The organism is Sinorhizobium numidicum, from assembly GCF_029892045.1.
Lineage (GTDB): Bacteria > Pseudomonadota > Alphaproteobacteria > Rhizobiales > Rhizobiaceae > Sinorhizobium > Sinorhizobium numidicum.
Genome location: NZ_CP120367.1, coordinates 2,149,316 through 2,168,791 on the forward strand (window position 1 = coordinate 2,149,316; position 19,476 = coordinate 2,168,791).

Genomic DNA, 19,476 nt, shown 5'->3' on the forward strand with positions numbered 1-19,476 from the left:
GCATGCAGGAGCGGGCCAATGGCGATGTGAGAAACATCGCGGAAGGAGGTCCGATATTAACAGTGCGTACGGCATTGGCGCAAGTTTGCCTTCGGGCATCGAGTCCGGTGCCATTCTCGGCGAACAGGCGCGCGGTCTCACCGCTCGAGCCGATGTTTTCGCCTTGCTTCCCGATCCTGCGAGCGTCCAGCTTTGCCTTGATGTCGCCGAAGATGCTGCGAACGCAGTCCAGGGTACGATGGCGGCCGCGCATGTTGGCGCCGATCCGGAAGGGATGATTGCTTCGGCTGAAGAAATCGATCTGCAGATGCTCAGGGATGTTGAAGAAGGTTCGCCGCTGCAACGGTTCGAGCGGGTCACGCGTGCCGTCGAGATTTGGAAACAGCGCAAGCCGAGCCGTGAGACCCTTTTTTTGGACGATTGCCGCGGCGATCTGCCCCGTTGCGTGAGATCCGAATGTCACGACGCCGCTCTCGTCGTCGCGCCGCGCCTGCTGATCGGCGCTTTCAAACACGGATATCTCCTGGAACTGCTCCTCGGCCGCGTCACCTATCATCTGTTGTCGCATTGCACGGTTCCCTTGATAATGAAGCATTAGAGAGGGATGCGGGCGGCAGCATACACTTTTCATAACATTCCAAAATCAGTGGAGTCTCAACACCTCGTTCCAGCGGGCAATCAGGCGCGCGCGCTTCACCTGGTCGAGATAGACCATCAGTCCAGGACTGACCGGCACGGGCCGGAGCTGCCCACCGAGCATTTCCTGCATGGTGTTGGCGGTGTTCTCGCCCGCGACATCCGGACTGACCGCCGGGATTTGCAGTTCGCGCGCGAGGATCGTCTGGCCTTCCCTCGACATGAAGAATTCGAGGTACCGGCGGCCGAGATCGGGGGAGGCGGCAGCCTGCGGGACCAGCCCGATGCGCGACATAACCACGGTATAATCTTTCGGCAGCACGATGCCGACGTCGGGATGCCGCGAGGCCCAGTCGGCAGCGTAGGAGCCGAGTATGTTGTAGCCGAGGACGAATCGGCCGTCCGCCACTCGCTCCAGAATGGCCTGGCTGGTCGAATAGAGTTTCACGCCCGCCGCGCCCATCGCCTGGATCACCGTCCAGATATCGCCGAACTGCTCCTGGTCGCGCGACATGAAGAGGAAGCCGACGCCGGAGCGTTCGATGTCATAGGTGCCGATGCGGCCGAAGACGGCGCTTGCCCGCCGCTTCAGGTAATCGACGAATTCCGCGCGCGTCGCCGGCGGCCGCTCGTTCCTAAAGCTCGGCTTGTGATAGACGAAAACTGCCGGTTCGAAAGTGAGCGCATAGGCGGTGTTGCGCCAATTCGCCCAGGCCGGCCAGCGGCCGCTCATCGGCAGGTCGCTCCGCTGGGCATAGCCGTCATTGCTGAGCTTGACCTGAAGATCCATTGCCGAGGAAAAGGCGAAATCGGCCGTCTTCTCACCGGCGTCGGTTTCCCTGACGATCCGGTCGTAGATCTCGCCGGTCAGCATGTCTTCGTAGCGCACGGCGACGTCCGGATTGGCGTGCTGAAAGCCGACGATCATCGGTCGCGCCAAGGGCTCGTCGAGTGAGGAATAGACGGTGAGAACCGGCGCTGCCGCGTCGCCGGAAAGAGCAGGAAAGAATACCGGCGCCGCGCGCGTCAGCCCGGGACAAAGCAGCAGAAAAAGCAAAGAAATCAGGAAGCGCATAAATCCACAATGCCCGAGCCGCCTGCCGTTCACAAGCAAGCTTGCGGCCGATAAGGTGAACCGGGGAGAAGCGACATTTGCGAATCTTGCTCGTTGAAGACAATCGGGCCCTGGCGGAGGGTCTTTCAGCGCTGTTGCGCGGCAGCGGCTATGCCGTCGACGTGGTGAGCGATGGCGCGTCGGCCCATGCCGTCGCCGCGGCCGAGAGCTTCGATCTGGTGATCCTCGATCTCAACCTGCCGGAAATGGACGGGCTCGATGTCCTGCGTTCCATGCGGGCCCGGCAGAACCGTGCCGCCGTTTTGATCCTGACGGCGCGCGGCACGCCGGAGGAGCGGATCAAGGGTCTCGATCTTGGGGCCGACGACTACCTGATCAAGCCTTTCGATATCGGCGAGTTCGAGGCGCGCGTGCGCGTGCTCTTGCGTCGCCAGGCCGGATTGCGGACCTCGGTTGTCAGTTATGGCAACGTCTCGCTGGATCTGACTTCCCGTAGCTTTTCCTCCGGCGGCGTGCCGATCGAAATTCCCGCCCGCGAACTCGGCCTGCTGGAACTTTTGTTCATGCGGGCCGGCAAAGTGGTCGCCAAGGACGCTATCGTCCAGTCGCTCACCGGTTTTGACGACGATTTGAGCGCCAACGCCATCGAGCAATATGTAAGCCGCTTGAGGAAACGGCTCGCCCCTTACGGACTGACCGTCCGCACCGCGCGCGGCATCGGCTACTATCTCGACAAGACGGCCGGTGCCGAATGAAGACGGCGGTCTATTCGCTCAGGCGCAGGCTGCTCGGCTGGTTGCTGATCTCGACCGCCGTGATCGGCGTCATCGCGCTCATGGATACCTATCGGGAGGCAGTCAAGACTGCGAACGTCGTCTCCGACCGTGTGCTCGCCGGCTCGGCGCTGGCAATCGCTGAACGGGTGGTCGTCGCCGAAGACGGCTCGCTCCAGGTCGACATTCCCTATGTTGCGCTGGAGATGTTGACGTCAGCCGCGCAGGATCGCGTCTTCTACCGCGTGGACGGCCCGCCCGGCCAATTCATCACCGGCTACAAGACCTTGCCTTCGCTTGCGGGCGGCGTTGGTCAAGCGACCGCTTTTGCCGATGAGGTCTTTCGCGGAGAACCGATCCGGGTGGCGGCACTCCGGCGCTCCGCTTCCACTGGAGTGAATTCGGTTCCGTTCGTCGTCACTGTCGCCGAGACGACGATCGCAAGGCGGCAATTGGCGCAGACGATTCTGCTCCGTTCGGCCCTGCGTCTCAGCCTGATGATTGTGGGCGCGGCGATGATCGTCTGGGTGGCGGTCAGTTTCTCCCTGCGGCCGCTCTATCGGCTTGGCGATGCCATCGCCGAACGCAGTCCCGACGATCTGCATCCGATCCGCGAGCGTGTTCCGACCGAGGTTCAGGGTCTCGTCGATACGGTCAACTCCTTCATGGTGCGGCTGCAATCGGCGCTCGATGCCCTTCGCCACTTTACCGGCAATGCCAGCCACCAACTGAGGACGCCGCTCGCCATCATCCGCACGCAGCTCGCCCTTGCCCAAAGGGCGGCGACGATCGAGGAAACGCGGGCGGCCGCCCTGAAAGCGGATGAGGCCGTCGCCAATGCCGAGCGCATTCTCGCCCAATTGCTGCTGATGGCAAAGATCGATGTGGCAGGCAAGGAGGAGGCGCGGGGCTCCGAGCGGATCGAACTCGTGGGGCTCGCGCGCGCCATTACCGCCGATCACGTGCCGGCAGCGGGCGAAGCCGGCATAGATCTCGGTTTTGCCGGCGAGGGCGAGGATTTTATCCGGGCGGAACCCCTCCTTGTCGGCGAGCTTTTGAAGAACCTCATCGGCAATGCGCTTCTTTATGCTGGACGCGGCTCCGAAGTGACGGTGCGTGTCGAGCGGCGCGATGAAGCGGTCGCGCTGGAAGTCGAAGACAACGGTCCAGGTATCAAGCCGGAGCAGCACCGGTCGGTGCTCCAGCGTTTCCGGCGCGGCGGCGACGAAGCGCCGGGCACCGGGCTCGGCCTGCCGATTGTCGAGGAAATCGCCACGCTCTACGGCGGAACTATGCGCCTGGAGGAAGGCGACGGAGGTCGGGGGCTGAAGGTGGTGGTGGCCTTTCCGCCGGCATAGAAGCGGCGCTGTAGTAAGGCAGTGACCATTCGAGGACGGCAAAAAGGCGCCCAAGCGCATATAAAAAAGAAGCCGGGATGAATTTCTCATCCCGGCCGGTCAGTCACTGGGAGAACAGTTCTTTTGCTTTGATGGTCACGCCTTCTTCCGGCCTTTCTGGCGATAGACGTCGACGACGACGGCAGCGACAATGATCAGGCCCTTGACGATCTCCTGGTAATAGGCGTCCACCCTCAGGAAGGTGAAGCCGGAGGTCATCACGCCGAGGATGATCGTACCGATCACCGTGCCCGTGATGCGGCCGACACCGCCTGTCAGCGAGGTGCCGCCGATGACGGTCGCCGCGATCGCATCGAGTTCATACATCACGCCCATGCCGGCCTGCGCCGTCTGCGCACGCGCCGCGGTGACAACGCCCGCAAGCCCCGCCAGCATGCCGGCAATCGCATAGACCTTGATCAGATGCGCTTCGACATTGATGCCCGAGACGCGTGCCGCCTGGACGTTGGCGCCGATCGCATAGGTAAACTTGCCATAGCGTGTGTAACGGAGCGCAATGTGGAAGATCAGCGCGACGACCAGGAAGACGATCACCGGCCAGATGCCCGTACCGATGAAATTGAACTGCTCGGTGAGGCCGGAGACCGGTTGGCCCTTCGTGTACCACTTGGAGATCCCACGCGCCGAGACCATCATGCCGAGAGTGGCTATGAAGGGCGGAATCTTCGTGCGGGCGATCAATTGTCCGTTGATGAAGCCAGCGAGCATGCCTATGCCGACGCCAAGACCGATCGGTACGATCGCCGGGAGGTCGGTCAAGGACGGATAGAGAGCGCGCGGCCAGGTGGACGCCTGCGCCACGCTCGCCGAGATCATGGCCGTCATGCCGACCACCGAGCCCGACGAAAGATCGATGCCGCCGGTGATGATGACCTGGGTCACGCCGACGGCGATAATGCCGATGACTGAGACCTGCAGGATCATGATCGTCAGGCGCTGGGAATTCATCAGGAAGCTCTGGCCGACGAAGAGCCAGCCGAGAACTTCATAGACGAGGGCTATACCGATCAGCACCAGAAAAATGTTGAACTCGGGCGGCAAACGCCGTCTCGACCTCATGAGGGGCGAACTCGTGCCATGTGCAGCGACATTGGTATCCATTTTCTTTCCTCCCTGCGGTCGGCGCGGCGCGCCTAACGCGCGGCAAGTTCCATGACCTTGATTTGGGTGGCTTCCGCCCTGTCGAGAAAGCCAGTGACCCGGCCTTCATGCATCACCATGATCCGGTCGCTCATGCCGAGCACCTCGGGCATTTCCGACGAGATCATGATCACCGCGACCCCGTTGCGGGCGAGTTCTGTGACCAGGCGGTGGATTTCCGCCTTGGCGCCAACATCGATGCCGCGCGTCGGCTCGTCGAGAATGAGAATGCGCGGATTGGTGAGGAGCCAGCGGCCGATCAGCACCTTCTGCTGATTGCCGCCCGACAAGTTCTCGATGCGCTCCTGCAGGTTGGGCGTCTTGACGCGCAGCTTGCGGCTCATCTCCTCGCAGGCGGCGGTAACATCCTTTTCGCTGACGAAACCGCCCTTGACGAACTTGTCCTGCAGCACGGCGATCTGCATGTTCTCGAGCACGTCGAGGATAAGCAGACAGCCGGTATCCTTGCGGTCTTCGGTCAGGAACGCCATCCGGTTGCGGATCGCCGTGTTGGGGTTGTCGATCGCGACCTCCTTACCGTTGATCGCGATCGTGCCCGAGCTTGCGGGCGTCACGCCGAACAGCGTTTCGGCGACGTTCGAGCGGCCGGAACCGACAAGCCCCGCAACGCCGAGGATTTCGCCGGCGCGCACGTCGAAGGAGACGTCGTGAAAGACGCCGTCGAGCGTCAGATTCTTGACCGATAGCACGACCTCGCCGATCGGCACCTCTTCCTTCGGGAACATCTGAGTGATCTCGCGGCCGACCATCATGCGGATGATGTCGTCGCGGGTGACGTCGCTCGAAGCATGCGTGCCGATGAATTTGCCGTCGCGGAAAACCGAGAACTCATCGGCGATCTCGAACAGCTCATTCATCTTGTGTGTGATGTAGACGATGCCGATGCCTTGGGAGCGCAGGTCCCGGATGATCTCGAAGAGGTGTGCCACCTCACGCTCTGTCAGTGCCGAGGTCGGTTCGTCCATGATCAGGACGTCGGATTCGTAGGAAACCGCCTTGGCGATTTCGACCATCTGACGGTTGGCGACGGAGAGGTGGCGCACCTCGATTTCCGGGTCGAGGTCGATCTTCAGCCGCTCGAAGAGCTTCGCCGTCATGCGCCGCATTTCGCCATGGTCGACGAAGCCGAACCGGTTCTTGGGTTCGCGGCGGATCCAGATGTTTTCGGCAACCGTCATGAAAGGCATCAGGTTCAGTTCCTGATGGATCATGGCGATACCGTTTTCGAGTGCGTCGAGCGGCGACTTCAGCCGGATGTCTACGCCCCTGAGCTTCACCTCGCCCTGGTCCGGGTGGTAGATGCCGGCGAGAATCTTCATCAGGGTCGATTTGCCGGCGCCGTTCTCGCCCATCAGCGCATGCACGGTGCCGCGCTTCAGCTTGAACTCAACGTCGTCCAGCGCCACGACGCCCGGGAACTCCTTGCGCACGCCTTCCGCAGAGAGAAGATATTCGGCCTTGGGTACGGCGCCGCTGGCGCGCACGGCTGCCATCGTTGTGGGACTGAGCGTCATTCTCATTGCCTCCCCATTTTCCGGCATCGGCCGGAACGTCCACGCGGCGGGCGGAACATGCCTTCTAGTGAGACCGAAAGGCCCAGGCGGGACGTGTTTTCCGGATGGGGAGCGCGGACCTGACCGCGCTCCCGGGAGCAGGCGGTCAGTTCTTCGCCTGATAGTTGGCCAGGTTTTCCTTCGTTACGAGTTCGAAGGGAATGTAGACCTTCTTTTCGACCGGTTCGCCTTTGGCGAGCTTGAGGGCGGCATCGACCGAACCCTTGCCCTGACCGGCGGCGTTCTGGAAGACCGTCACGTCGAGGTCACCGGCTGCCATCGCTGCGAGCGCATCCTGGGTGGCATCGATGCCGCCGATGACGACGGAGTCCATCGAGCGTCCCGCTGCCTTCAGCGCCTGGATGGCGCCGATCGCCATTTCGTCGTTGTTCGAAATGACGGCGTCGAACTCGAGGCCGGCGGAAAGCCAGTTTGTCAAGAGATCGGCGCCCTGGGTGCGCGACCAGTTCGCGGTCTGCTCTTCGACGATCTCGATGCCCTTGCACTCGTCGGTCGCAAGCACGTCGTGAATGTCTTTCGTGCGCATACGCGCAGCCTGGTTGGAGAGTTCGCCCATCATCACGACGGCTTTGCCTTTGCCGCCGAGCATCTTGCAGATTTCCTTGGTTTCCAGCGTGCCGGATTCCACTTCGTTCGAAGCCACGAAAGCCTGCTTTTCCGGAAGTGTGTCGACGTTCACCGGCTCGCGGTTGACATAGACGAGCGGAATGCCGGCATCCGCGGCAATCTTCGACATGGCGGCTGTCGCGTCCGTGTCGACCGGATTGACGATAATCGCGTCGACACCGGCTGCGATGAAGTTCTGGATCTGGCTCTGCTGCTTGGAAACGTCGTTCTGCGCGTCTTCAATCTGCAATTCCACGCCGTCAAGCGTCTTGGCGTAATCGGACATGCCGTTGCGCAGGACGGTCAGGAAGTTGTCATCGAAGAGCGCCATCGAAACGCCGATGGTCTCGGCATGCGCGGCCGTGGACATCATGACAGCCATCGCTGTGCCCAGCATAAATTTCTTCATATTGCTTCTCCTCCACAATTGGTGCCCGGCGACACCTTCTCCAGCCGGGGACGCGGCCTTTCGGGGGCCGCGTCGTTCCAGACCGAAGGCGACACTCCCGCTACACCTTCGGTCAAAACGGAATAAACAAACCAGCAGTTTGTTATTACGGAATATGTATTCCATTTTATCCCTGTGCCGTCAAGTGTTGTCTTGCGGCGCCCAGGCGGATTTCCGCTCTTTCGTGCGCGGAAACGATCAAGTGCGGGACTGAAGATATTCCATGCTCTCGCGGAGTGCCTTCGCTGGATCGCCGAGACCATGCACGGAAGGCGCGAACGGTTCGAAGGAAAAGGGGCCTTTGTAGCCTTCTGCGCGAAGGCGACGGATCTGACCAGCATTGTCCAGCCTGTCTTCGGCATCGACCAGGACGCGGTGCGGATCGCGCATGTCGGCAACGGTCACGGCCTTGTCGCTGACGCCGGAAATGTGCACGAGACCGGTGAGGTCGGGGAAGATCGCATCCTCGCCGGCGAGGTGGTGGTGGAACGTATCGTGCACCAGACGGAAGGTCGTTCCGCCGATCTCGCGGATCGCCTCGGCGGCTTCCGTTTTCGAACGCAGAGAGCAGATTTCAAAGCCGAGTGGCTCTACGAGGCCGAGGATACCCGCTGACTCGAGCATCGGCTTCAGCGCCTTTAGCGCCGTCCTGAGATTCGCCTGGCGCTCGCCTTCCTTCTGGCCGCTGCCGTCGTTGACCGGCACTAAAACCAGAGCTTTCGCGCCGCAATCACGCGCATAAGAAATAAGTTCGCGTGCTTCCGCTTCACGTGCCGCATTCCATTCGTTGAAACGCTGTAAGGCGTTGATGGAAATGATCGTCACAGCGTGCCTTTGAGCCAGCGCCTTAACATCCTCCGGCCTCGTCCCGTCAATGATCGCGTTGCCGGAAAGGTCGTTGCGAATTTCCACGGCGGAAATGCCGAGCGATTTGGCGAGCGCGAAGAACGCCTCAAGCGATAGGCCGGGCGTGGCCATGTGGTTGAGCGCGAAAGGAAGGGCGGTCATGACGGATGTGTCCTCCAGGAACGTTTGGAATGTCTGTCGTGGCATCGGAACGTTTGTTCCATTCCACAGACATATTCACCGGTCATGAAGGTTCAGTCAAAACCGTAGGCGCCGGGCGGCCTTGCATTCCTGCAAGATTGCGTGCCGGCAATGAGGGAATTCTGTCATGAACGCCGGGATCTTCGTACCGGAAGTGTTCCGTCAGCCTACTGCATGGTTCCTTAAATCGGAACCGATTTAAGGATAAAACCATGCAGCAATTCAAAGAGTTACCGCGACCTTAGTGCGTCTGAAAAGACGCACGGCGCGGTAATGGCGGGATCCCGTTCGCCTCGGCAATGAAATCCGACAACATCGGCACATAGTCCTCGCCGCGTCCAGCGCCGACCGCTTGAGCGAAGGAATTTCGGACCGCCGCCCCGATTGGATTGGCGGCGCCCGAGGCGTTGGCGAAGCCTGCCAGATAGCTCATGTCCTTGAAGCCATTGCGGATGGCAAATTTGTGCGCGTTCGGATCGCGCTCCAGCACCCAGCGGAAGAAGGTCTGGTAGAACGGGCAATCCATTCGTCCGCCGCGAATGACACTGTCGAAGACTTCCGGCGTGAGCCCTGCCTTGCGCCCGAGCATGAGCGCCTCTGAATAGAGCGCGGCGTAGCCCATCGACAGGAAGTTATTGAGCAGCTTCATCGTGTGCCCGGCCCCGGTTGGCCCGGTATGGACGATACGGCCTGCGAAACATTCGAGCACCGGCCAGACGCGGCGGACATCGGTTTCGGAACCGCCGACCATGACATCGAGTGTGCCGGCGGCTGCATCGGCCGGCGTGCGGCTGAGCGGCGCATCGATGAGCGTGATGCCCTTTTTGGCGAGGCTCTCGGCAAGTTTCGTTGTGACGGACGGATCAGAGGTCGAACAATCGACGATCGTGACCGGCTTGCCGGCGGACGCGATGCCGTCTGCGCCCTCGATGACCGAGAGGACTTCCGGCGAGCCGGTCACGCAAAGGACAATGATGTCGCATTGCTCTGCCATCGCACGCGGCGTTTTCGCTTCCGTCGCGCCGTCGGCGACAAGAGCCTCGACCGGCGCGCGGTTGCGGTGTGCCATGACCGAAAGTGGCCAGCCCTTCTTCAGGATGTTCGCCGCCATGCCCTGGCCCATCAGCCCAAGCCCGATGAAACCTACATTCGATTTTGTCATGAATGCCTCCCTGAAGTTGACCGGTGTCTCTCGTATCCTGCACGAATGATGGTGGATCACCACCAGAATTCCAAGCGTCGCTAGGCTGCAAGCGATCTGGGCCTCGTCTAATCCCGGAGCACGATCCACACCGGCGCATGGTCGCTCGCCCCCTCCCGGCCGCGAACGTCCCTGTCAATACCCGCGTCTTTCAGCCGGCGCGCCAGCTTCCGGCTCATGAGAATATGATCGAGGCGCAGGCCGGCATTTCGCTGCCACCGGTTGCGGCGGTAGTCCCAGAACGTAAAGAGCTCTTCTTTCGGATAGACCTTCCGCAGGGCGTCGATCCAGCCCTGATCGAGGAGTTGCCGGAAAGCGGCTCGGCTTTCGGGCTGGACTAGGGCGTTATCGTCATAGGAGCGGGTCGGATAGATGTCCCGCGGTTCCGGAACCACGTTGTAATCGCCGGCAAGCACCACGGGCAGGCCAGTCTCAAATAGCGCCGCGGCATGGAGGCTGAGACGCGCGTGCCAGGCAAGCTTATAGGCGAATTTCGGGCCGGGCTGAGGATTCCCGTTGGGGGCATAAAGCGAGCTGACCAGGATGCCGTTTACCGCGGCCTCGATGTATCGGCTCTGCGTGTCGGACGGATCGCCGGGCAGTTCGGTGCGAGTGACGACCGGTTCGCTGTCGCGGGCCAGGATGGCCACTCCGTTCCAGGCCGCCTGTCCGCGCCAGACGGCGCCGTAGCCTGCCGTCTCGATTGCCGCCTTTGGAAATTGCCCGTCGGTTGCCTTGAGTTCCTGAAGGCAGACGACATCCGGTTTGGACATCGTGAGCCAGGCAATCAGGTTGCCGAGCCGCCGATTCACGCCGTTGATGTTGAAGGTGGCGATCTTCATAAGGACCGCCCGATCACCGTATCAGGCCGTCCGCCCATCTCGTCACCTTCTCGGCCACCGTCTTCAGGTGATCGGCGGTCGAAAAGCCGGATATGCTCTTGCGGGGTTTAAGGTCATGGTCGCCGTCCTCGAGCCAGAGAATTTCGATCTTGTCCGACAGCGCATAGCTCGAAACTTCCTCGCGGGTGCCAAATTCGTCGCGAGTGCCCTGGCAGATGAGAGTCGGCGTCTTCAGGCCGGCTAAATGTTTGGTGCGAAGCTGTTCCGGTTTGCCCGGCGGATGAAACGGATAGCCGAGACAAAGAAGCCCGATGATTTTGCCGGCCGTATAGAGGTCGTCGGCAATCATGCTCGCGACGCGGCCGCCCATGGATTTTCCGCCGATGACAAGTGGGCCTCTTGCGGCGAGCGCGGTGACGGCCTCCTCGTATTCCGGATTGAGGGTTTCGGCGCGGGGAGGCGGCTTGCGGCCGTCTGTGCCGCGCCGGGCCGCCATGTAAGCGAACTCGAAACGGGCGACACGGAATTTTCCAGCAGCGAGAGCCTTGGCGGTCGCCGCCATCGAGGCCGAATCCATCGGCGCCCCGGCGCCATGCGCAAGAAGAATGGTGACGGACGCATCTTCCGGTCCGTCGAACAAGAATTTTTCGCCCATCTTAGTCCGCTGTTCTCGGGAGGAGGTGAATATCGGCGAACTGCACACCGCGCTCGGCCGCCCGCGCCCATTCGGAATTTTTGTCAAGCTCGAGATAGCGGATCCACCAACGGCGCGCCTCGCCGAGATTGCCGATATCGAATTCGAGCTTCGCCAGATTGAAGATGGCGTCCGCGTAATCACCGTCGAGTTCGATTGCCTTCTTGAGGTGTCTGCGGGCGGCGTCGACCCGTCCGCATTCGCTCATCAGTCCGGCGAGATTGAACCAGGCCTCGAGGAAGGACGGGTCAAGCTTGATTGCGCGTGCGTAGTCATGCGCCGCTTCCATGTCGCGGCCTGCGGCCCTGAGGCAATTGGCACGGTTGAACGCGGCGACTGAGTCGGTGCGGTCAATGCCGAGGTAACGCTGATAAAATGCCGCCGCCTCGTCGTAATCGCCCGCCTCCTCGGCTGCCTCGGCCTGTGCGAAAAGATCGTCAAGCTCGGCATCATCGGTAGTGCCGAGATCGAACAACAGCTGCCCGTCGAGCTCACTCAAGCCCTCGGGGCGGCGCGCATAGATCGTATCGGTGCCGCCGTGATGGAGCGACAGCGCCGTCAGCGAGGCCACGTGTCCGGAGCGATGAACGGAACGCGCAATGGCGCTCCAACTGGCGCCGCTGGCGATCAGCCCGGCATATTTGCGGGCAAGGATCAGGTCGCGAAAGGAATAGGGTTCGCTCGCGTGCTCGAAGGCGTCGAACAGCGAAAGAAGGTCGAAGACGCGGGGAGGAAGCTGAGATTGGTCGATCACCGACTGGCGTGTGAGCGCCGATGTCGCGGGCGATGCCGCTAAACCCAGCAGTCTAAGAAAACCGTTTTCGCTGAGGGCGCGCCTATTTCGGTCGGTCTCCGCGTCATATCGCGCTTCGATCTCTGCCTCGCTGGCCTTTGCAAGCAGCCCGCGGCCGAACACCACGTACGAGCTCTGACGCGTGACGCCGCGCCTTAAATGCCCGTGTTGGCGTTCGACCTCGCGTGCCGCAAGACGCAACGGAAACGCGGCGAGCGCGCCGATGATGCCAAATATCTCGCCCGCTACCGCCATCAGACTTTTTTCTTGGTGGCGGATTTGGCGGTAGTCTGCTTGGCTGTCGCAGCTTTTGCAGCCGGTGTTGCAGCCGGCTCCGACTTGCTCTTGCTCTTGGCCGGTGGCTTCGACTGGGAGAGGCTTGCTTTCAGCGCGTCCATAAGGTTGATGACGTTGCCGCGTTCGGGAGCCGCTGCGATGATTGGCTTGTGACCCTTGAGCTTCTCGCGGATCATCTGCATCAACGCGATCTCGTAACGGTCCTCGTAGTTCCTGGGATCGAAGGTCGTAAGCTTCTGCTCGATGAGCGCTTCGGCGAGCTGGAGCATCTCGGGGTCGAGATTTCCAACCGGAATGTTGCCGAAATACTCCGCCGTGCCGCGCACTTCGTTGGGGTTCCTCAAGGTGCAGACGAACATGCCGGTCTCGCGCGGTCCTATTGTCACCACCCGTTCCCGACTGGACAGCACCAATCGTGCGATCGCCAGCTTGCCGGTTCTGCGCAAAGCTTCGCGCAGTACGACGAAGGTTTCCTCGGCCATCGCCCCGTCGGGCGCAAGATAATAGGGGGCATCCTGGTAGATGACGTCCACCGATCCCTCGTCGACGAAAGCTTCGATGTTCATCGTGTGGTTGGATTCGATCTTGACGCTCTCAAGATCGGCATCTTCGATGATGATGTACTTCTTGTCTTCGTATTCATAGCCCTTCACGAGATCAGAGCGCTCGACAAGGCCGAGCTCCGGATCGACCGGCTTCATGTTGATCCGGTTATGGGTATCCTTGTGGAGCTGATTGAAGGTGATCCGCTCGCTTGAACTGGTGGCGGGGTAGAGCCTTACCGGACAGCTCACGAGGCTGAGTCTCAGATAACCCTTCCAACTTGCCCTGGGTGCCATGATCGTCTCCTACGCGGCAACACGATTACTTTCCCGCCCTAGATCACGATGATTTCAGGTTAGTCGACCCAAAATCATAAACGTGATCGATTCCAACAAGTTAGAGCGGCATGCGGGCAGAAAACCGTACACTTTTTCTCATCCCGCTCTAGACAACAGCGGCAAATCCCTGGCGAATTCGCCCATATCGGACCAGGGATCGCCGGACGTGGCCAGGAGGCCTGGCAGCGAAGAATAGTTCAAATCCTCCGGAGCGTCGATAGTTTCGAGATCGGCCCAGCTCACAGGGGTGGAGGCCGGTAGATTGGTGCGCGCACGAAGCGAATAGGGTGCCGCCGACGTGTGTCCGCGGGCGTTGCGGTGGAAATCGATGAAAATCCGGCCTATGCGGTTCTCCTTGCCCATCGTCGTCGTGAAGCTGTCAGGGGCGCTCGCCGCCAGGCGGGTGGCAATATCGCTTGTCGCCCGATGCAGCTTCTTCCAGTCGAGCTTCGGCTTGATCGGCACGACGACATGAATGCCCTTGCCGCCCGACGTCTTGACGAAGGGAACGAGGCCCAGCGCTTCGAGCTCGGCCCTGATGTGAACCGCTGCCTCGACCACCTCCCGCCAGCCGACCCGCTCGCCGGGATCGAGATCGAAGACGATGCGATCGGGTTTTTCAAGCTGCTTTCGCGTCGTCCCCCAGGTATGAAATTCGACAACTCCGAACTGTGCCAGTGCCAGATATCCCTTTGCGCCTTCTACGGAGAGATAGGACTTCGTCTCTCCTTCTGAGTTGGTAGATTGGAAGGTTTCCACCGAAGAGGGCATGCCAGTAAAGGGGTGACGCTGGAAGAAGCAATCCTGAGGCCTTCCCGTCGGGCAACGCACCAGCGAGACCGGGCGGCCGAGAATATGCGGCAGCATGAAGTCGCCGACGAGGGCATAGTAGACTGCGATGTCGAGCTTGGTCGGTCCGGACTTGCCGAATAGCCGGCGCGTCGGATTGGTGATCGAGATTCCGGCAAGGTCCGCGTCCGAGATCAATCGCTTCCGCTGGCTTGAGACCGGCGTGGAGAGTTCGACATCGCGAAGCCCCTTGAATACGGCGTGGCGCAACATATTGTCGGCGGTGCGGTTGGCGTAGTGAATATGCGCCGTCAGCACCGGCCGGACCCAGATGATCTCCTTCGGAGCACCTTCGAGCTTGGCTGCCCCGGCGCGCAGAGGCTCCAGCCGGGCGAGCAATTCCTTGAGCATTGCGGCATCGAAGCCCGTTCCGACTTTGCCGCGATAATGCAGTTCGCCGTCAACCCATTCGCCGAGCGCAAGTGCCGCAAGTCCTCCCGCTGCCTCGGACGTGGTATAACCGGCGATCACGAAATCACCCGGCAGCAACGCCTTGGTCTTGGTCCAGGTCTTCGAACGGCCGCTGCGGTACGGGGCCGAAGCGCGCTTCGAGACGATCCCCTCAAGCCCCATTTCCGAAGCGCGTTCGTAGAGTCCGCGTCCGTCGCCAGGGACATGATCACTGAACTGGATGGCGGAGCGCGCGGATGTGTATCCTGCCAGCAGTTGCGCGAGCAGCGACTTACGCTTTTCGAGCGGGACGTCCATAAGGCTCCAGCCGTCGAGATGCAGGAGATCGAAGGCATAGAACACCAGCTTGTTGCCAGCACCCTCGGCAAGCGCGTCCTGCAGCAGGGAAAACCGGCTGATTCCCCTGTCGTCTGGAACGACGATCTCGCCATCGATGATGGCATCGCGGCTCGTCAGCCGCCGGAAGGCCGCAGGCAGGTCGCCGTAACGCTTCGTCCAGTCCAAGCCGCCGCGGGTGATGAGGCGCACCTCATCGCCAGATATATGCGCCATGGTGCGGTAGCCGTCGAACTTGATTTCGTGCAGCCAGACCTCGCCTGTTGCGGTGCCGCCGGGCGGAATATCCGTCTGGGATGCGAGCTGCGGCTCGATGCGGGCCGGCGCCGGCGCTCTCACGGCGCCCGGCAGCGCACCGGGATTGAGCTTGACCGGCTTGGCAGGCGGTTTCGGCTTTTCGACAAGCTCCTCGATCCGTCGACCGGATTTGACACTTTCCGGACGCTCGGCGAGGATGTCGATGGTCGCGTCGGCGGCAAGATCGCGTTCCTTGAACAGCAGCCAGTTGCGCTGATCCTCCTCGCCGGGCCTGGCCTTCAGCCGTGCCAGCATCCAACCGCCGTTGAGCTTCTCGCCGGCCAGGCGAAACTTGAAGGCGCCTTTCCTGAGGCTCTCTTCGACATCGTCCATCGGCGCCCAGACGCCGGTGTCCCAGACGATCATCGGCCCGCCGCCATATTCGCCCTCGGGAATGACGCCTTCGAAGTCGATATATTCGAGCGGATGGTCCTCGGTCTGCACCGCCAGTCGTTTGTCAGCGGGGTTGAGAGACGGCCCTCTTGGCACGGCCCAGCTTTTCAAGACGCCGCCGACCTGCAATCTCAGATCATAATGGTCCGCCGTCGCATGATGCTTGTGCACGACAAAGCGATTGCCGTCACCGGCAAGGTTTCCGGCCGGCTCGGGCGTCTTCGAAAAGTCGCGTTTCTTGCGATAGTCCTGCAGCTTCGATGTCGCCATGCATTCAAAGCTATGGCCTATCCACGCAACCCGCAATACGGCGTTGTGCAAGCCGGGCTGATACTGCCCGGCTGGAAAGGATATCGCGCGAGCCGCCTCACGCGAACCGGCCCGATCCGCCGAGGGCCATGTGGCGGTTGACGTCCTTGTAGAGAAGATAGCGGAACTTGCCCGGACCGCCGGCATAGCAGGCCTGCGGACAGAAGGCGCGCAGCCACATATAGTCGCCGGCTTCGACCTCAACCCAATCCGCGTTGAGGCGATACACCGCCTTACCTTCGAGGACGTAAAGGCCATGCTCCATCACGTGGGTTTCCATGAAAGGAATAACGGCGCCCGGTTCGAATGTGACGATCGTTACATGCATGTCGTGGCGCATATCGAGAGGGTCGACGAAACGGGTCGTCAGCCACCGCCCATCCGTTTCCGGCATTGGCGTAGGCGCTATCTCTCGTTCGTTCGTGATGATCGGCTCGGGGACGGGAATCCCGTCGACCTTCTCATAGGCCTTGCGGAACCAGTGAAACCGCGTCGGCATCGATGCATCGTTGCGGAGGCTCCATTCGGCGCCGGGCGGAATGAAGGCGTATCCTCCGGGCTGCATCAGATGCGATTTCCCGCCGATCGTCAGGTGAAACTCGCCGTCGACCACGAACAGCACGGCCTCGGCGCCCGGATCGGTCTCTGGCCGCTCGCTTCCTCCTGAAGGTCCCACCTCCATGATGTACTGCGAGAATGTTTCGGCGAAGCCCGACAGCGGCCGCGACAGGACCCAGAGCCGCGTGTTCGTCCAATGCGGCAGGTAACTCGTGACGATATCGCGCATCACGCCTTTGGGAAGGATCGCATAGGCCTCGGTGAAGATCGCCCGGTCCGTCAAGAGGTTCGATTGTGGCGGATGGCCGCCTTTCGGAAAATAGTAGTTGCTCTGCATCTCTCGTTACCTAGTGAAGTGTCTGTTCGAAGCCGGTTTTCCGTTCTTACGGCGTGCTGATGGGATGCGCGACGGCGGAAGCCGGCACGGCGACATCGCCGATGTCCGTTGCAGGTGCGTGGAACACCGGCGAGGGCTCGCCGCGTGCGTCGCCGTTAAGCACACGGTGCGCCTGCTCTCGATCGATATCGTCCTCCCACACTGCGATGACCACTGCGGCCACACAATTGCCTATCAGGTTCCCGAGTGCGCGGGCAATGCCGATGAACCAGTCGACCGACAGCACCAGCACAAGTCCGATTGCCGGAATGACCGGAATGGCCGAGAGCGTTGCCGCAAGCACGACGATCGCCGAACCCGGAATACCATGCGCGCCTTTCGAGGTGAGCAATGCCACACCGAGGATCAACAACAGGTCGCCCGATGCGAGCGGCGTATTGGTTGCCTGGGCAATAAATACGGCAGCGAGGGTCAGGTAGATGGAGAAGGCGTCGAGATTGAACGAATAGCCGGTGGGGATGACGAGGCCGACCGTCGAATCCTTGATGCCGAGGCGTTCGAGCTTGCGCATGACTTGCGGAAGGACGCTGTCCGAGGAGGCCGTCGCGAGCACGATCATCAATTCTTCGCGCAAGTAGCCAAGAAACTTGAAGATGCTGAACCCGGCGATCCTCATGATAAGGCCAAGGACGCCGAACACGAAAACGATGATCGTCGCGTAGAGCAGAACGACCAGATAGCCGAGCTGCTGCAGCGAGCCGATGCCGTATTTTCCGACGGTGTAGGCAATCGCGCCGAAGACGCCGATCGGTGCCAGCCGGACGATGAAGCCGATCACCTTGAACAGCACCTGCGTCGTCTCATCGATCACACCGGCGACCTGCCTGCCGCGCTCACCGATGAGGGCAAGGCCCGATCCGAACAGGACCGCGAACAGCAGCACTTGCAAAACATCGCCCTTGGCGAAAGCATCTACGATCGTCGTCGGAATGATGCGCATCAGGAAGTCGACCGTGCTCGTAACCTGGGGAACCTTTTCCGTGTAGGAACTCAACGCGTTTGCATCGAGCGTCGCCGGATCGACGTTCATCCCGTGTCCGGGGCCGAACATGTAGGCGGCAACGAGCCCGAGCAGGAGCGCCAGGGTCGTTACGGCCTCGAAGTAGATGAGCGATTTCAGGCCGACCCGCCCGACCTTTTTCAAGTCTCCGGCGCCGACTATGCCGTGGACGACCACGCCGAAGACGAGAGGCGCAATCACCATTTTGATCAATTTGATGAAGCCGTCGCCGAGCGGTTTCAACTGTGCTGCAAACTGGGGCCAGAAAACTCCGACGAGGATACCGAGGACGAGCGCGATGATGACTTGTCCGAACAAGGATCTGCTAAACTTCGACATGTGCTTCCTCCCAGAAACGCTGTTAGCCCCCGGCGCCGCGACTTAGCAACGGCTAGCGCTGAAGCTCGTGTGCGGCTTGCGCCGCCTCCCGCTCATGGATTGGGCCGTCCAACCCGGTGCACCTCCTCGTGCGCCGCCTGGCCCAGCCATACGCGATGGGAACAAAAGGCGCGCCATATGTCCAATATATTGTTTGACTTGATCAAGACGTATGTCATATCGATCCTTGTTCCTGGAGAGGTCGCAATGGAGCTACGGCATCTGCGATATTTTATCGCTGTCGCTGAGGCGGCGAGTTTTACGGCTGCGGCAAGAAGCTTGAACATTTCGCAACCGCCTTTGAGCCAGCAGATCAAGGATCTGGAGGAAGAGGTTGGCACGCGTCTGTTTGAGCGCTCGAGCCGGCATGTCGAGCTCACCGAGGCCGGCGCCAATTTTCTCGACCAGGCCCGGATGATCCTCGGGCAGGTGGATCACGCCACCAATCAGGCCCGCGCCATCGGGTCCGGCCAGGTCGGCATGCTCAACATCGGGACGACCGGATCGGTTCTCCTCGGGCAATTGTCGACGCTGATCGCGCGGTTCAGAGATCGTTGGCCGGCGGTTTTCGTCCGCATCCACGAAATGGACCCGCAGGCACAGGAGATGGCGCTGCTCACGCACCGCACCGACCTAAGCTTCGTGCGCAAGCCCCGCCACAATGCCGAGCTTGTCGGCAGGATTGCCTGGCATGAAAAAGTCGGCGTCGCTTTGCCCGAGCATCATCCAATGGCACGCTTGGAAACAGTTGAGCTCGGTGCTCTGCGACAAGAAAGCTTCGTCTTTCTCAGATTGGCCGACTCCCGGTTTGCGCGCTATCTGCACGATTGCTGCGTTGGGGCAGGCTTCGTCCCGAACATCACTAACGAGGTGGTGGAGTCCTATTCCCTGACCAGCCTGGTGGCGGCGGGTCTCGGCGTGGCGCTCGTTCCGGAATGCATCCGGAACCTCTCGCGTCCGGGCGTCATCTATCGCCCGCTCGCCGACCCTGCCCCGGAGGCCGATGTCTACGTCATCCATCGGCCGAACCCCGGCCCCGTTGTCGCGAGCTTTCTCGAGGCCACGCAAAGCGCGTTCAAATGATTGCCGCGCGTGACGCCCC

General features: G+C 61.2%; 17 protein-coding genes. 4 read left to right on the forward strand and 13 right to left on the reverse strand.

Annotated elements, in window-relative coordinates; translation table 11 throughout:
- Positions 1–85: 85 nt before the first annotated feature.
- Complete coding sequence (locus PYH37_RS10200; protein ID WP_280731301.1) at positions 86–598, forward strand: hypothetical protein; 513 nt, start codon at positions 86–88, stop codon at positions 596–598.
- A gap of 45 nt (positions 599–643) precedes the next feature.
- Here PYH37_RS10200 and PYH37_RS10205 read toward each other — a convergent pair whose 3' ends face one another.
- Entirely contained in the window at positions 644–1,711 is a 1,068-nt protein-coding gene (locus PYH37_RS10205; RefSeq protein WP_280731302.1) for an ABC transporter substrate-binding protein, read from the reverse strand.
- Positions 1,712–1,788: 77 nt separating this feature from the next.
- Between PYH37_RS10205 and PYH37_RS10210 the strand changes: the two genes are divergently transcribed.
- Both PYH37_RS10210 and PYH37_RS10215 read left to right on the forward strand, forming a co-directional pair.
- On the forward strand, positions 1,789–2,466 hold the full coding sequence (locus tag PYH37_RS10210; protein WP_280731303.1) for a response regulator: 678 nt from the start codon (positions 1,789–1,791) through the stop codon (positions 2,464–2,466).
- Positions 2,463–3,842 carry a sensor histidine kinase gene (locus PYH37_RS10215; protein ID WP_280731304.1) on the forward strand — a complete coding sequence of 460 codons (1,380 nt, stop codon included), beginning with the start codon at positions 2,463–2,465 and terminating at the stop codon, positions 3,840–3,842. The genes PYH37_RS10210 and PYH37_RS10215 overlap by 4 nt, the downstream gene beginning before the upstream one ends.
- Positions 3,843–3,977: 135 nt before the next feature.
- On the opposite strand, the gene PYH37_RS10220 is transcribed toward PYH37_RS10215, so the two are convergent.
- The 12 genes from PYH37_RS10220 to PYH37_RS10275 all read right to left on the reverse strand — a co-directional run bounded on the left by PYH37_RS10220 (position 3,978) and on the right by PYH37_RS10275 (position 18,335).
- On the reverse strand, positions 3,978–5,003 hold the full coding sequence (locus PYH37_RS10220; protein WP_280731305.1) for an ABC transporter permease: 1,026 nt from the start codon (positions 5,001–5,003) through the stop codon (positions 3,978–3,980).
- Between the two features lie 32 nt (positions 5,004–5,035).
- Positions 5,036–6,577 carry a sugar ABC transporter ATP-binding protein gene (locus tag PYH37_RS10225; RefSeq protein ID WP_280731306.1) on the reverse strand — a complete coding sequence of 514 codons (1,542 nt, stop codon included), beginning with the start codon at positions 6,575–6,577 and terminating at the stop codon, positions 5,036–5,038.
- A 145-nt stretch (positions 6,578–6,722) separates the two neighbouring features.
- Positions 6,723–7,652 carry a sugar ABC transporter substrate-binding protein gene (locus tag PYH37_RS10230; RefSeq protein WP_280731307.1) on the reverse strand — a complete coding sequence of 310 codons (930 nt, stop codon included), beginning with the start codon at positions 7,650–7,652 and terminating at the stop codon, positions 6,723–6,725.
- A 237-nt stretch (positions 7,653–7,889) separates the two neighbouring features.
- Entirely contained in the window at positions 7,890–8,699 is an 810-nt protein-coding gene (locus PYH37_RS10235) for a TIM barrel protein (RefSeq protein ID WP_280731309.1), read from the reverse strand.
- A gap of 280 nt (positions 8,700–8,979) precedes the next feature.
- Complete coding sequence (locus PYH37_RS10240) at positions 8,980–9,900, reverse strand: NAD(P)-dependent oxidoreductase (protein WP_280731310.1); 921 nt, start codon at positions 9,898–9,900, stop codon at positions 8,980–8,982.
- A gap of 107 nt (positions 9,901–10,007) precedes the next feature.
- Entirely contained in the window at positions 10,008–10,781 is a 774-nt protein-coding gene (xth, locus tag PYH37_RS10245) for an exodeoxyribonuclease III (RefSeq protein ID WP_280731311.1), read from the reverse strand.
- A gap of 13 nt (positions 10,782–10,794) precedes the next feature.
- The gene (locus PYH37_RS10250; RefSeq protein WP_280731312.1) at positions 10,795–11,436 is read right to left on the reverse strand and encodes an alpha/beta hydrolase family protein; all 642 of its coding nucleotides are present in this window, start codon (positions 11,434–11,436) and stop codon (positions 10,795–10,797) included.
- Between the two features lies 1 nt (position 11,437).
- On the reverse strand, positions 11,438–12,523 hold the full coding sequence (locus tag PYH37_RS10255; RefSeq protein ID WP_280731314.1) for a tetratricopeptide repeat protein: 1,086 nt from the start codon (positions 12,521–12,523) through the stop codon (positions 11,438–11,440).
- Positions 12,523–13,404 carry a non-homologous end joining protein Ku gene (gene ku, locus PYH37_RS10260; RefSeq protein ID WP_280731315.1) on the reverse strand — a complete coding sequence of 294 codons (882 nt, stop codon included), beginning with the start codon at positions 13,402–13,404 and terminating at the stop codon, positions 12,523–12,525. The genes PYH37_RS10255 and ku overlap by 1 nt, the downstream gene beginning before the upstream one ends.
- A 138-nt stretch (positions 13,405–13,542) precedes the next feature.
- Positions 13,543–16,002, reverse strand: a complete 2,460-nt coding sequence (gene ligD / locus PYH37_RS10265; RefSeq protein WP_280731316.1) for a DNA ligase D — start codon at positions 16,000–16,002, stop codon at positions 13,543–13,545.
- Positions 16,003–16,099: 97 nt separating this feature from the next.
- Positions 16,100–16,936: a bifunctional allantoicase/(S)-ureidoglycine aminohydrolase gene (locus PYH37_RS10270; protein WP_280731317.1), complete on the reverse strand. Its 837-nt coding sequence runs from the start codon at positions 16,934–16,936 to the stop codon at positions 16,100–16,102.
- Positions 16,937–16,982: 46 nt separating this feature from the next.
- Positions 16,983–18,335 (reverse strand): C4-dicarboxylate transporter DctA, encoded by a 1,353-nt coding sequence (locus PYH37_RS10275; RefSeq protein ID WP_280731318.1) that lies wholly within the window; start codon positions 18,333–18,335, stop codon positions 16,983–16,985.
- A 246-nt stretch (positions 18,336–18,581) separates the two neighbouring features.
- Here PYH37_RS10275 and PYH37_RS10280 point away from each other — a divergent pair, with 246 nt between their 5' ends.
- Positions 18,582–19,457 (forward strand): LysR family transcriptional regulator, encoded by an 876-nt coding sequence (locus PYH37_RS10280; protein ID WP_280731320.1) that lies wholly within the window; start codon positions 18,582–18,584, stop codon positions 19,455–19,457.
- The last annotated feature ends 19 nt before the right edge of the window (positions 19,458–19,476 follow it).